Source organism: Nocardioides kongjuensis (genome assembly GCF_013409625.1).
Taxonomy (GTDB): domain Bacteria; phylum Actinomycetota; class Actinomycetes; order Propionibacteriales; family Nocardioidaceae; genus Nocardioides; species Nocardioides kongjuensis.
The window spans coordinates 5,267,882-5,280,375 of the sequence record NZ_JACCBF010000001.1 but is presented as its reverse complement, the minus strand read 5'-3'; the positions used below and the strand labels follow the sequence as shown (position 1 = coordinate 5,280,375).

Annotated in this window: 14 protein-coding genes; 7 read left to right on the top strand and 7 right to left on the bottom strand. The window is 72.7% G+C overall.

What is annotated here, in order from left to right:
• Positions 1-29: 29 nt before the first annotated feature.
• Positions 30-611: a DUF4245 family protein gene (locus BJ958_RS25380; protein WP_179729546.1), complete on the bottom strand. Its 582-nt coding sequence runs from the start codon at positions 609-611 to the stop codon at positions 30-32.
• A 111-nt stretch (positions 612-722) separates the two neighbouring features.
• Here BJ958_RS25380 and BJ958_RS25375 point away from each other — a divergent pair, with 111 nt between their 5' ends.
• Genes BJ958_RS25375 through BJ958_RS25350 form a run of 6 tightly spaced genes read left to right on the top strand, consistent with a single transcriptional unit; the run spans position 723 to position 5,277 of the window.
• Positions 723-1,133 carry a TOBE domain-containing protein gene (locus BJ958_RS25375; RefSeq protein WP_179729545.1) on the top strand — a complete coding sequence of 137 codons (411 nt, stop codon included), beginning with the start codon at positions 723-725 and terminating at the stop codon, positions 1,131-1,133.
• A gap of 6 nt (positions 1,134-1,139) precedes the next feature.
• Positions 1,140-1,928, top strand: a complete 789-nt coding sequence (modA, locus tag BJ958_RS25370; RefSeq protein WP_179729544.1) for a molybdate ABC transporter substrate-binding protein — start codon at positions 1,140-1,142, stop codon at positions 1,926-1,928.
• The gene (locus BJ958_RS25365) at positions 1,925-2,710 is read left to right on the top strand and encodes an ABC transporter permease (protein ID WP_343052804.1); all 786 of its coding nucleotides are present in this window, start codon (positions 1,925-1,927) and stop codon (positions 2,708-2,710) included. Before modA ends, BJ958_RS25365 begins: the two co-directional genes overlap by 4 nt.
• Positions 2,707-3,747, top strand: coding sequence for an ATP-binding cassette domain-containing protein (locus tag BJ958_RS29250; RefSeq protein ID WP_179729543.1), 1,041 nt, complete (start codon positions 2,707-2,709; stop codon positions 3,745-3,747). The genes BJ958_RS25365 and BJ958_RS29250 overlap by 4 nt, the downstream gene beginning before the upstream one ends.
• 25 nt (positions 3,748-3,772) lie before the next feature.
• Positions 3,773-4,786 carry a class II fructose-bisphosphatase gene (gene glpX, locus BJ958_RS25355; protein WP_179729542.1) on the top strand — a complete coding sequence of 338 codons (1,014 nt, stop codon included), beginning with the start codon at positions 3,773-3,775 and terminating at the stop codon, positions 4,784-4,786.
• Positions 4,787-4,827: 41 nt separating this feature from the next.
• Entirely contained in the window at positions 4,828-5,277 is a 450-nt protein-coding gene (locus BJ958_RS25350; protein ID WP_179730387.1) for a DUF981 family protein, read from the top strand.
• Between the two features lie 46 nt (positions 5,278-5,323).
• Here the strand turns inward: BJ958_RS25350 and BJ958_RS25345 are convergent, their stop codons facing one another.
• On the bottom strand, positions 5,324-6,154 hold the full coding sequence (locus BJ958_RS25345; RefSeq protein WP_179729541.1) for an alpha/beta fold hydrolase: 831 nt from the start codon (positions 6,152-6,154) through the stop codon (positions 5,324-5,326).
• 58 nt (positions 6,155-6,212) lie between these two features.
• Between BJ958_RS25345 and BJ958_RS25340 the strand changes: the two genes are divergently transcribed.
• Positions 6,213-7,139 (top strand): alpha/beta fold hydrolase, encoded by a 927-nt coding sequence (locus BJ958_RS25340; protein WP_179729540.1) that lies wholly within the window; start codon positions 6,213-6,215, stop codon positions 7,137-7,139.
• Here BJ958_RS25340 and BJ958_RS25335 read toward each other — a convergent pair.
• From BJ958_RS25335 to BJ958_RS25315, 5 genes are all read right to left on the bottom strand, one after another.
• On the bottom strand, positions 7,105-8,496 hold the full coding sequence (locus tag BJ958_RS25335) for an ABC transporter permease (RefSeq protein ID WP_179729539.1): 1,392 nt from the start codon (positions 8,494-8,496) through the stop codon (positions 7,105-7,107). The two genes, BJ958_RS25340 and BJ958_RS25335, sit on opposite strands and share 35 nt — an antisense overlap.
• Complete coding sequence (locus tag BJ958_RS25330; RefSeq protein WP_179729538.1) at positions 8,493-9,272, bottom strand: ABC transporter ATP-binding protein; 780 nt, start codon at positions 9,270-9,272, stop codon at positions 8,493-8,495. The genes BJ958_RS25335 and BJ958_RS25330 overlap by 4 nt, the downstream gene beginning before the upstream one ends.
• Positions 9,273-9,366: 94 nt before the next feature.
• Positions 9,367-10,017, bottom strand: coding sequence for a response regulator (locus tag BJ958_RS25325; protein WP_343052801.1), 651 nt, complete (start codon positions 10,015-10,017; stop codon positions 9,367-9,369).
• Complete coding sequence (locus BJ958_RS25320; protein WP_179729537.1) at positions 10,014-11,237, bottom strand: sensor histidine kinase; 1,224 nt, start codon at positions 11,235-11,237, stop codon at positions 10,014-10,016. The genes BJ958_RS25325 and BJ958_RS25320 overlap by 4 nt, the downstream gene beginning before the upstream one ends.
• 51 nt (positions 11,238-11,288) lie before the next feature.
• Positions 11,289-12,491, bottom strand: a complete 1,203-nt coding sequence (locus BJ958_RS25315) for an ABC transporter ATP-binding protein (protein WP_179729536.1) — start codon at positions 12,489-12,491, stop codon at positions 11,289-11,291.
• Between the last annotated feature and the right edge of the window lie 3 nt (positions 12,492-12,494).

The window sequence follows — 12,494 nt, the reverse complement described above, 5'->3', positions numbered from 1 at the left end:
GGGGCGAGCCGCCGGTTCCCCGGAGCAGGTCAGCCGATCGGCGTGGTGACCAGTGAGTCGACGATCGTGCGCAGGTCCTCGGCCGGCGCGGAGCCGAACACCAGCACGGTCTGACCGGCGACGTCGGCGGCGTAGGCGGAGTCGCCACCGGCGTCGGCGTACCCCTTCCAGTCGCGCGCGACGGGGCTCGCGACCTCGGCCGGGACGGTGTAGCCGGGGCGGGTCTCGGTGTCCTCGTCGACCCACTGGGACAGCATCGCGGTGAGCGAGGCGTCCTCCTGGCGGACCGCGACGAACTTCCCGTTGTCGGTGAGCAGGCGGACCATGACCACCGGGTGGTCACCGGGCTCGACGTCGACGCCGGTGGAGATCCAGCCCTTCGGCAAGGCGTCGGGGTAGACCGGCGTCAGCCCGGCCTGCTGGGCGGACTGGACGATCTCGACGTAGTCGACCGCCTCGGGCTTGACCTCGAAGTCGGGGCGGAAGGCGCCCATGAAGTAGAGGAGGCCACCGATCGCGACGACGGTGACGACCAGGGAGGTCACGAGCCCGACCGCGGACCGCTGGTAGCGGCCCGGGCGCTCTGACTGCTGCGGCTGCTGGGTGCTCATGACGGGTCCAGTGTCCCAGCCCTGTCCCCAACCATCGTCCTCAGCCCCGACGACTGACGCAAATGCGTTGATCTGATGGCAAAACAGACGCAGATGCGCCAGAGTGGCGCCATGGCCGACTACCGCGTCTCCGAGGCCGCCGAGCTGCTCGGCGTCTCGACCGACACCGTCCGCCGGTGGATCGACGCCGGACGGCTGCCCAGCAGCACGGTCGACGGACGCACGGTGGTCCCGGGGGTCGACCTCGCCGGCCTGGCGGCCTCGCTGGTCGACGAGGCCGACCGGGAGCGCACCCGGGCCGGCGAGGTCAGCGCCCGCAACCGGATGACCGGGATCGTCACGCGGGTCCTCGCCGACACGGTGATGGCCCAGGTCGAGATGGTCTGCGGGCCGTACCGGGTGGTGTCCCTGATGAGCGCAGAGGCAGCCCACGAGCTGGGCCTCGCGCCCGGCGTACGCGCGATCGCGTCGGTCAAGTCCACCACCGTCGTCGTCGAACGACCCGTCCCGAGGAGGTCCTGAGACCCGATGAAGAAGACCTGGCTCCGGCTCGGCGCCACCTGCGCCGCCGCGCTGCTCGCCCTCTCCCTCGCCGCCTGCGCGGACGACGACGGCTCCCGTGGTGAGGCAGGCACGGACGAGCAGACCCTGACCGTCTTCGCGGCCGCGTCCCTGACCACGACCTTCGAGGAGCTCGAGGGCCAGTTCGAGGACGCCCACCCCGGGGTCGACGTGAAGCTCTCCTTCGGCGGCTCCTCGGACCTGGTCGCCCAGATCACCGAGGGCGCACAGGCCGACGTGTTCGCCTCCGCCGACACCGCCAACATGGACAAGCTGGTCGCGGCGAAGCTGGCCTCCGGCGACCCGTTGGAGTTCGCGACCAACACCTTGATGATCGCGGTGCCCCCGGGCAACCCGGCCGGGATCACCAGCCTCGCGGACCTCGCGAGGAAGGACGTCGACCTGGTGCTGTGCCAGCCGGAGGTGCCGTGCGGCAGCGCCGCTCTCAAGGTCGGCGAGGCCACCGGCCTGACCTTCGAGCCCGTCAGCGAGGAGGAGTCCGTCGCCGGCGTGCTGACCAAGGTCGAGGACGGCGAGGCCGATGCCGGCCTGGTCTACGTCACCGACGTGGCCGCCGCCGGCGACGCGCTGGAGGGGATCGCCTTCCCGGAGGCGGCGGGCGCGGTCAACCACTACCCGATCGTGGCGGTCGAGGGCTCGAAGCGGGCCGACCTCGCCCAGCAGTGGATCGACCTCGTCACGGGCGCGGGCCAGAAGGTGCTGCAGGACGCCGGGTTCGGAGCCCCCGCGTCGTGAGCCGCACCCGGCACGTCGGCCTGCCGCGCTGGCTCCTCGCGCCCGCCTTGCTGGCCGGCCTGTTCGTGGTGCTCCCCGTCGCCTCGATGACGACCCGCATCGACTGGGGCGAGCTCCCCTCGCTGGTCACCTCCGAGGCGGCCCGCTCCGCACTGGTCCTCAGCCTGAGGACCTCGACCGCGAGCACGGTGCTGTGCCTGCTGCTCGGCATCCCGCTGGCGACCGTCCTCGCACGCAGCGAGGCCCGCTGGCTCGGTGTGCTGCGCTCGCTGGTGCTGCTCCCCCTCGTCCTGCCGCCCGTCGTCGGCGGCATCGCGCTGCTCTCGGCCTTCGGCCGGCAGGGTCTGCTCGGTGCCGAGCTCGAGGCGCTCGGGGTCCGGATCGCGTTCACGTCCGTCGCGGTCGTGCTCGCCCAGACGTTCGTGTCGCTGCCGTTCCTCGTCGTCAGCCTGGAGGGCGCGCTGCGCACCGCCGGGGAGCGGTACGACGTCGTCGCGGCCTCCCTCGGCGCCCGGCCCACCACGGTGCTGCGACGGGTCACCCTGCCGCTCGTGCTGCCGGGCCTGGCCTCGGGCGCGGTGCTCGCGTTCGCCCGCTCCCTCGGGGAGTTCGGTGCCACGATCACCTTCGCCGGCAGCCTCGAGGGCACCACCCGCACCCTGCCGCTGCTGATCTACAACCTCCGGGTCACCGACGCCGACGCCGCGGTCGCGATGTCCCTCGTCCTGGTCGTCGTCGCGGTCCTCGTGATCGGGCTGGTCCGTCCCAAGGGGGCCTTGTGAGCGCGCAGGTCGAGGTGGTCGTCGCCGAGCGCGGCGTCGATGTCGCCTTCGACGTCGCCGACGGCGAGACGGTCGCGCTGCTCGGCCCCAACGGCGCCGGCAAGTCGACCACCCTCGCGGTCCTCGGCGGGCTGCTGCGCCCCGACGCCGGCCGGGTGCTGCTCGACGGCGAGGAGCTCACCGGGCCGGGGCGCTGGGTGGCACCGCACGCGCGTCGTACCGCTCTCCTCGCGCAGGACCCGCTCCTGTTCCCCCATCTCTCCGTCCTCGAGAACGTCGCCTTCGGCCCGCGCAGCACCGGCTCCGGCCGCCGCGCCGCCCGCACCGCCGCCGGGCACTGGCTGGGCGAGGTCGACGCCGCCGAGCTCGCCGGTCGCCGTCCTGCGCAGCTCTCGGGCGGCCAGGCCCAACGGGTGGCGGTCGCCCGGGCGCTCGCCGCCGAACCGCGGCTGCTGCTGCTCGACGAGCCGATGGCGGCCCTGGACGTGGCTGTCGCGCCTGCGCTGCGCGCCCTGTTGCGCCGCGTCCTCGCCGACCGCACCACCGTGATCGTCACCCACCACGTCCTCGACGCGCTGCTGCTCGCCGACCGGGTCGTGGTCCTCGACGGCGGCCGGGTGGTCGAGCAGGGCGCGACCGCCGACGTGCTCTCCCGCCCGCGCAGTGGCTTCGCCGCCCGGTTCGCCGGGCTCAACCTGGTCGCGGGCACCGCCACCCCTGACGGCGTACGACGTCCGGATGGCCTGCTCCTGCACGGAACCCCCGGCGACCCCCCGCCCGTCGACGGCGCCGACGCGGTGGCGGTGTTCCGGCCCTCGGCGGTCGCCGTGCACGCGCAGCCGCCGGGCGGCAGCCCGCGCAACGTGCTGCCCGTCGTGGTCACCGAGCTCGAGCCGCTGGGCGACCTGGTCCGGGTGCGGGCCGGCGAGCTCGCCGCCGACGTGACCATGGCCTCGGTCGCCGAGCTCGGACTCGCCCCGGGCGCGGCCGTCACCTTCGTCGTGAAGGCCACCGAGGTCGAGGTGTACGCCAGGTAGTTCGGGGACCGATAGGGTTCGCCCTATGAACGACGCCCTCATCGTGGAGCCGCCCGCCCCCGACCGCAACCTCGCCCTCGAGCTGGTGCGCGTCACCGAGGCGGCCGCGATGGCAGCCGGACGCTGGGTCGGCCGCGGCGACAAGAACGGCGCCGACGGCGTGGCCGTGCAGGCGATGCGCGTGATGATCTCGACGGTCAGCATGAACGGCACCGTGGTCATCGGCGAGGGCGAGAAGGACAACGCCCCGATGCTCTACAACGGCGAGAACGTCGGCGACGGCACCGGCCCCGAGTGCGACGTCGCCGTCGACCCGATCGACGGCACCACCCTGACCGCGAAGGGCATGGCCAACGCGGTCGCCGTCCTCGCCGTCGCCCCGCGCGGCACGATGTACGACCCGTCCGCCGTCTTCTACATGGAGAAGCTCGTCACCGGCCCCGAGGCCGCCGAGGTCGTCGACATCCGCTACCCCGTCGCCGAGAACATCCACCAGGTCGCCAAGGCCAAGGGCTCCAACCCCTCCGACGTCACCGTCGTCCTCCTCGACCGCCCGCGCCACGCGCAGCTCGTCGACGAGATCCGCGCCACCGGCGCCCGGATCAAGTTCATCACCGACGGCGACGTCGCCGGCGCGATCATGGCCGCCCGCGCCGACACCGGCATCGACCTGCTGCTCGGCATCGGCGGCACCCCCGAGGGCATCATCGCCGCCTGCGCGATGAAGGCCATGGGCGGCACCATCCAGGGCCGGCTGTGGCCGACCGACGACGAGGAGCGCCAGCGCGCCATCGACGCCGGCCACGACCTCGACCCCGACCACATCCTCACCACCGACACCCTGGTCACCGGTGACGACTGCTTCTTCGTCGCCACCGGCATCACCGACGGCGAGCTGGTCCGCGGCGTCCGCTACCGCGCCGGCGGCGCGGTCACCCAGTCGCTGGTCATGCGCTCGCGCAGCGGCACGATCCGCACGATCACCTCCGAGCACCAGCTGTCCAAGCTGCGCGGCTTCTCGGCCATCGACTTCGACTGAGTTTGGCTCGCTTCGCTCGCATGTCGGGCGCGCTTTGACGCATTGCCTTCCTCCGCTGCGCTCGCTGGCGCTCGCTCCGCTTCGTCCAGGCAACGCGGCGCGCCCGACGGAAAGCACTCAGCCGAACGTCATCGGCGCGCGCACGACGTCAGATCACCGTCTTCGTGGGCGGCCTCGGCCTGAGCCTGGTCGCGATCGCGGTCGCGGGCATCAAGTACCAGCTGTTCGCAGCGCCTGCGGAGGAGCCGATCTCGGGTGAGTTCGCCAACCACCCGATGGTCGAGGCGACCTTCATGTCGCTGCTCATCGCGATCGTCGGTCTCGGCGCCCTCGCCTTCGCCGTCCTGGTGAACCGGGTCCGCAGCACCGGTACGCCGGGCGCCTGGGGCCGGGTCACTGGCTGGCTGTGGGGCGTGTCGGGCGCGCTGTTCCTGCTGTTCGGCGCGATGAACTTCTTCACCCACATCGGGCTCATCGTCAACACGATGTGACCCGCGGACCGGGTCTTCCCGTCGTACCCGGCACTCGGGTCGTGATTCAGGCGGAGTCGCGACCCAGGTGCCGGGTACGACGCACGTCCGGGACCTGCAGCGCCTCCGCGACCACGTCGATCACCCGCGGGTCGACGGCCATCCCGATGTGGGACGCCCGCACCTCGACGGGCCGGCCGGCGGGATCGATGCAGGCCTTCCAGTCGACGATGCCGTCGCGGCGCGAGTAGACGTTGGTCATCGCGACGTCGGGGCGCAGCGGCTCCTGCGACTCCGTGAAGCTGAGGTGGGCGCACTCGCCGGCGACGCAGTCCTCGCTCATCAGGCCGGGGACGCCGGCCTCCGAGAGCCGGTTGAGCACGCGCACGCCGCGGGTCAGCAGGGCGTGGTGGGCCGCGGGGGCACGCATCGGGCTGCCCATGGTGACGATGCCGGCCACCAGGTCGGGGCGGCGGGCGGCGAGGCCACGCGCGATCATGCCGCCGAGGCTGTGCCCGACGATCTGGACCCGCGCGTCGCGGCGCTCGGCGATCTGCTCCAGGCGCGCCTCGAGCGCGAGCGCGGAGCCGAGGGTGCAGCCGACGTTGGCGTGGATGTGGGAGCGGTAGGTCCGGAAGCCGCGCCCGCGCAGCTCGGCGGCCATCGCGGTGAGGGTCCAGTCGCCGGCGAGGAAGCCGGGGATGAGCAGCACCGGCTCGGCGACGCGGGTCGCCGAGCGACCCGCGACGGGCGTACGGCGACGCACGCGTCGGGTCGCGCCACGACGGGCCGCGAACCGGCCCGCCTCGGTCACCAGACTGCCCTCGCGCAGCAGCGCGGCCAGTGCCGGGCGGCCGTAGCCGTCGGGCAGCAGCCAGGGCGCCAACGTGTTGCTCACGTCACAAACGTTACCCAGTTGAATCGACAACTACTCGCAACTTGTCAAACTGGGTGTCATGTCCGCCTCCGACGAGCTGCTCGCACCGGTCTCCCCCGACGTCGAGCTCTGCTACCAGACCTTCGGCGACCCGAGCGCCGAGCCGCTGCTGCTGGTGATGGGCCTCGGCGGCCCGATGACCTGGTGGGACGCCGAGCTGTGCGCGCAGCTCGCCGACGCGGGCTTCCACGTGATCCGCTACGACAACCGCGACACCGGACGCTCGTCGCGCTCCCCCGGTCGGGTACGCCGTGCCGACCTGGTCCGCGCCTTCGTCGGGGCACCCGCCCGGGCGCCGTACTCGATCGCGGACCTGGCCGGCGACGCCTTCGGCCTCCTCGACCACCTCGGCATCGAGTCCGCCCACGTCGCCGGCGTGTCGATGGGCGGGATGATCGCGCAGACCATGGCGCTGGCCGCGCCGGAGCGGGTGCTGAGCCTGAGCAGCATCATGTCGACGACCGGACGGCGCACGGTCGGGCGGCAGCACCCCAGCCTGCTGCCGACGCTGATCGCCGGGCGCGGCCCCGGGCGCGAGGACTACATCCGCGGCAGCCTCGCGGTCTGGCGGATCATCGGCTCCCCGCGGTTCCCGCAGACCGAGGAGAAGCTGCGCAAGCGCGCCGGCGAGACCTGGGACCGCGGCGTCTCCCGCGCGGGCGTGCTGCGCCAGATGATGGCGGTGCTCACCCAGCCGGACCGGACGCGAGCCCTGGCCGGGATCACCGCACCCACCCTGGTGATGCACGGCCTCGCCGACCGGATGGTCCACGTGTCCGGCGGCCGGGCCACTGCGGCCGCCGTGCCGGGAGCGCGGGTGACCTTCATCGAGGGCTGGGGACACGACCTGCCGGCCGCACTGTTCCCGACGTTCACGACGGCGATCCGGCGCAACGCCGACCGGGCCGCGCTCACGCCTCGATCCGCAGGGCCTCGATCGGAGTGACCATGACGGCGCGGCGGGCGGGCGCGCGGCTCGCGGCGAGCACCAGCACGACGCCGCAGACGGCGATCCCGGCCAGCACGAGCCACGGCACGCCCCACACGAAGCCGTCGGTCCCGAACCCGATCAGCGACTGGGCGCCGACCGAGCCGTAGACCAGTCCGAGCACCATGCCGAACGCGACCGCGGTCGCCGACAGCGCGACCGACTCCCGCGTGATCATCGAGCGGACCTGGCCGCGGGTGAAGCCCAGGGATCGGAGCAGGCCGATCTCCCGCTGGCGCTGGATCACCGTCAGCGACATCGTCGAGACGAACCCGACCGCGGCGATGACCGAGGAGATCACCACGATAGCGATCAGGATCGCGGTCGCCGCGGCGAGGATCTGGTCCATCTCCCCCTGGTGCTCGGCGTCGCTGGGCCAGGTCGCGATCGACGCGCGCAGCGCCTGCATGCCGGAGGCGAAGGTGGTCACGAGCGTCACGCCGATCACCAGGCCCATCGTCGACCGGGTCGTGCGCAGCGGGTCCTTGACCGCGTTGCGACGGGCCAGCACGGCCGGGGGCTCGGTGCCGACCAGGCGCGCGCAGAGCCCGACCAGGGCCGGGATCACGAACCGGGCACCGAGGAGCAGCCCGGTCGCGGAGACGACGGAGCCGAAGAAGGCAGCGAGGAAGCCGGCCGCACTGCCGTCCTCGCCCAGCCACATCGAGACGAGCAGGACGAGCAAACCGCCGCCGATCAGCATCAGCGAGGCGATCGCCCTGAGGACGGACCCTGCCCGTGACCGCGGCATCTCGGTCGCCGTACCGCTCATCGCCTGGGCTGGAGAGACCCGGAGCACGGCCCGCGACCCGAGCCAGCCGGCCAGGGTGGCGGCCACCGCGACGGCGGCGACGCTGAGCAGGACGAGCGGGTGGACGAGGCCGTAGTCGGCCTCGGGCAGGGTGCCCCGGGCGACCAGGACGATCCGCGTCAGGTCGGCGAGCACGACGCCCGCCACCGCGCCGACGACGCCGCCGGCCAGGCCGACGAGCGCGGTGGCGCGCATGACCGATCGGCGAAGGTACGGACCGCGCGCACCGAGCAGGCGCAGCAGTGCGATGTGCCGCAGCCGGCCCGCGATCACGGTGTCGACGCAGTTGGCGATGACGACGACCGAGACGTAGAGCGCGATCAGGATGAACACGGTCGCGACCGATCCGAGCAGGACGCCGACACCTCCGCCCGCGCTCGCCATGGTGCTGAGGAAGCTGCTGGTCATGATCAGCACGGCGGCGTACGCCGAGCCGAGCCCGGCGACCAGCCCGACGGTGCCGAGCTCCCGCATCGACCCCATCACCAGGGTGCGGCTGCTCATGCCACCTGCTCCTCGAACGAGATCAGCAGGTGGGAGATCTCCTGCGGGCTCATCCGGCCGTGGTCGCCGACGATCCGCCCGTCGGCGATGACGAGGATCCGGTCGGCGTACGACGCGGCGACCGGGTCGTGGCTCACCATCGCGATCGTCTGGCCGTAGTCGCGGGCCGCGGTGCCGAGCAGCGACAGCACCTCGCGCGAGCTGCGGGAGTCCAGGTTGCCGGTCGGCTCGTCGGCGAAGATGATCTGCGGGGTCGCGGCGAGCGCGCGAGCGATGGCGACGCGCTGCTGCTGGCCACCGGACAGCTCGCTCGGCCGGTGGCCGACCCGGTCGGTGAGGCCCAGGGTCGCGATGATCTGCTGGATCCACGCGGTCCGCTCGGCGTCGACGCGGCGACCGGCGAGCTCGAACGGCAGGAGCACGTTCTCGTACGCCGTCAGGGTCGGGACCAGGTTGAACGACTGGAACACGAAGCCGACGTGCTCGCGGCGCAGCAGGGTGCGCTGGTCGTCGGTCATCGTGTGCACCGGCGCGCCGGCGACCCAGACCTCGCCGCTGGTCGGGTCGTCCAGCCCCGCCGCGACGTTCATGAAGGTCGACTTGCCGGAGCCCGAGGGCCCCATGATCGCGGTGAACGCGCCGCGCTGGATGTCGACGCTGATCCCGTCGAGCGCGCGCACCTGGCCGGCGCCGGTGCCGTAGGTGCGGGTCACGCCGCGGAACCGCACCACGGCGGAGTCGGGCTGCAGGGGCGGGCTGTAGGTCGGCTGGTTCATGACCACCACGCTAGGAATCCGCGCAGCCGCGCACATCGGGCGCAGGATCGAACCGGCCTACACCTGGAGATGTACGCCGACCTGCGGGGAACCCTCAGATCAGCCCGTGCTCGTAGGCGTAGACGACCAGCTGCACCCGGTCGCGCAGCTGCATCTTGGACAGGATCCGCGAGATGTGGGTCTTCACCGTCGCCTCGGAGAGGTACTCGGTCGCCGCGATCTCCGCGTTGGACAGCCCAGCAGCGGCACGCAGCAGGATCTCCCGCTCGCGTGGGGTCAGGGCGTCGTACTCGGGGCCGGGGGTCGCGGTCCGGCCGCGGAACCGCTCGAAGAGCCGTCGGGTCGCGCCGGCGGCGACGACCTGGGTACCGGCGGCGACCGACCGGATCGCGGCCAGCAGGAGCTCGGGCTCGGCCTCCTTGAGCACGAAACCCGAGGCGCCCGCCTCAATGGCCGAGGCAGCCGACTCGTCGAGGTCGAAGGTGGTCAGCACGAGCACCCGCGGGCCGTCGTCACCGTGCTCCTCGACGATCCGGGCGGTGGCCGCCACACCGTCGAGGACCGGCATCCGCACGTCCATCAGCACGACGTCGGGCCCGGTGCCGCGCGCCAGCTCGACCGCCTCGGCTCCGTTGCTCGCCTCGCCCACCACCTCGAGGTCCGCCTGCGAGCGCAGCAGCATGCCGATCCCGGTGCGGAACAGCGGCTGGTCGTCGACGAGCAGGACCCGGATCCGTTCGCTCACTCGTCCTCCGTCGTCGGGATGAAGGCCGCGACCTCCCAGGTGGCCGGGCGCCCTGCCTCGGGCGGCAGCCTACGGCTCGCGAAGGTCCCGCCCGCCACCTCGGCACGCTCCGCCATCCCGGCGATCCCGTGCCCGCCGTGCTCGCCCTCCCGTGGAGCGCCCGGAGGGATCGTGTTGCGGACCCGCAGCCGGTAGCCGTGCGTCCAGTCCTCGGAGACCTCGACCGGCCGGGCCAGGTCACCGTGCTTGAGGGCGTTGGTCAGGGCCTCGCCGAGGATGCGGTGGGCGGTGACGGTCAGCAGCCGGTGCTCCGGCGGCGTGCCGTACGACGTCTCGACGATGGTCATCCCCGACGCACGCATCCGGCCGAGGAGCTCGCCGCGTCGCTCGAAGTCCAACGGCACCGGGTCGGTCTCGCGGTCCCGGAGCTGGGTGAGCAGGCGTCGTACGTCGGCCATCGCGGTGCGCGCCGTCTCGCCGATCGTGCGGAGGGCACCCTCCGCCTCCTCCGGGTGGGTGCGCAGCCCGTAGCGCGCCCCGTCGGCCTGGGCCGCGACCACCGCCCACGAGTGCGCGACGACGTCGTGCATGTCCGCTGCGATCCGGCTGCGCTCGGCCTCCTGGCGCAGGATCTCGGCGAGACGCTGCTGCTCGACGGCGTTGACGCGTGCCTCGAGCGCAGCGTCGACGCGCGCCTGGACGGTCTGCCGGCTCTGCCAGCGCAGGTAGCCGACCAGCCAGCCGCCGAGCGTGAAGACGGCGCACATGGCCGCGGTGCTGACCGCGGCGAACGCCGTCTCGCTCGCCGACGCGAACCACTCGCGCGACAGCTGCGCGTTCAGCGCCATCGCGGCGCCCGCGACACCGGTGGCGACCACGCCGGCGGCGAGGCCGAAGCGTCGTACGCCGCGACGCTGCGACGCGCCGAGGGTGAAGAACAGCGGGAAGTAGGCGGTGTCGGCGACGAACGCGATCTCGCGGTCGACCAGCTGGCCGACGGCGGCAGCGAGGGCGAGCGCAACCATGCCGGGCAGCCACCAGCGCCGGACGGCGAGCGCGACGACGAGCAGCCCCGCCGCGACCAGGGTGAAGCCGCCCTGGGTGAGCTGGGCGAGGAGCGCGAAGAGCCCGAACCCGGCCGCGGTCACGACGTCGAAGAGGACCTGGGCGCGCGTCGGACGCGAGTCCTGCCACACGGCAGTGTCGATCGCCCCGCTCATGCGCTCATTGTCGCGGGCCCGTGGGAGGGACGTCGTCCATCCCCGGATGTATCAGCCGGCGCTGACCTCCGCACCGGGGATCCGGCCGGCCCGTTCCCGGTCGACGGTGAGGTTCTCACCGGAGGCCGGGTCGAACAGGTGGATGCGGCTGCCGTCGACCCAGATGCCGGCGTCCTGGCCCTCGGTGATCCGGCTCGCGCCGTCGAGAGAGACGACCAGCTGGGTGCGCATCGCCTCGCCGTCGAGGTCCTTCTCGAGCTGCTGCAGCTGCTGCTTGACCTCGTCGGGCGCCTCGAACGGGATGTAGGCGTAGGTCTCGTTCCCGAGCCACTCGACCGCATCCACCCGGGCCGAGAACGTCGACCCCCTGCGTCCCTCGGCGGCGGCGAGCGAGGCGTCCTCGAAGTGCTCGGGCCGGATGCCGGCGATCAGCAGGCCCCGCCCGGCGGCGCGTTCGGCCTTGTCGGCCGGGATCTCGACGCTGCCGAACGGCAGCTTCACCTGGCCGCCCTCGACGGTCGCGGGGAGGAAGTTCATCGGCGGGGAGCCGATGAAGCCCGCCACGAAGAGGTTGCCCGGGTTCTCGTAGAGCTCGCGCGGCGTCGCGAGCTGCTGGAGCACACCTCGCTTGAGCACGGCGACCCGGTCGCCGAGCGTCATCGCCTCGGTCTGGTCGTGGGTGACGTAGACCGTGGTGATGCCGAGCCGCTTCTGCAGCCGGGCGATCTCGGTGCGCATCTGCCCGCGCAGCTTGGCGTCGAGGTTGGACAGCGGCTCGTCGAAGAGGAAGGCGTCGGCCTGCCGGACGATCGCCCGTCCCATCGCCACCCGCTGCCGCTGGCCGCCCGACAGGTTGCCGGGCTTGCGCTCGAGGTGCTCGTCAAGCTCGAGGGTCGCCGACGCCTCGCGCACCAGCTTGTCGACCTCGGCGTCCGGCTTCTTGGCCAGGCGCAGCGGGAAGGCGATGTTCTCGTAGACCGTCAGGTGCGGGTAGAGCGCGTAGTTCTGGAACACCATGGCGAGGTTCCGCTCGCGCGGCGCGAGGTCGTTGACCCGCTTGTCCCCGATCATCATGTCGCCGGAGGTGATGTCCTCCAGGCCCACGATCATCCGCAGCAGCGTCGACTTCCCGCAGCCCGAGGGCCCGACGAGGATCATGAACTCCCCGTCCGCGACGTCGATCGAGACGTCGTTGACGGCCGGGAAGCCGTCGCCGTACTGCTTGACGATGTGGTTCATCGTGATGGCAGCCATCAG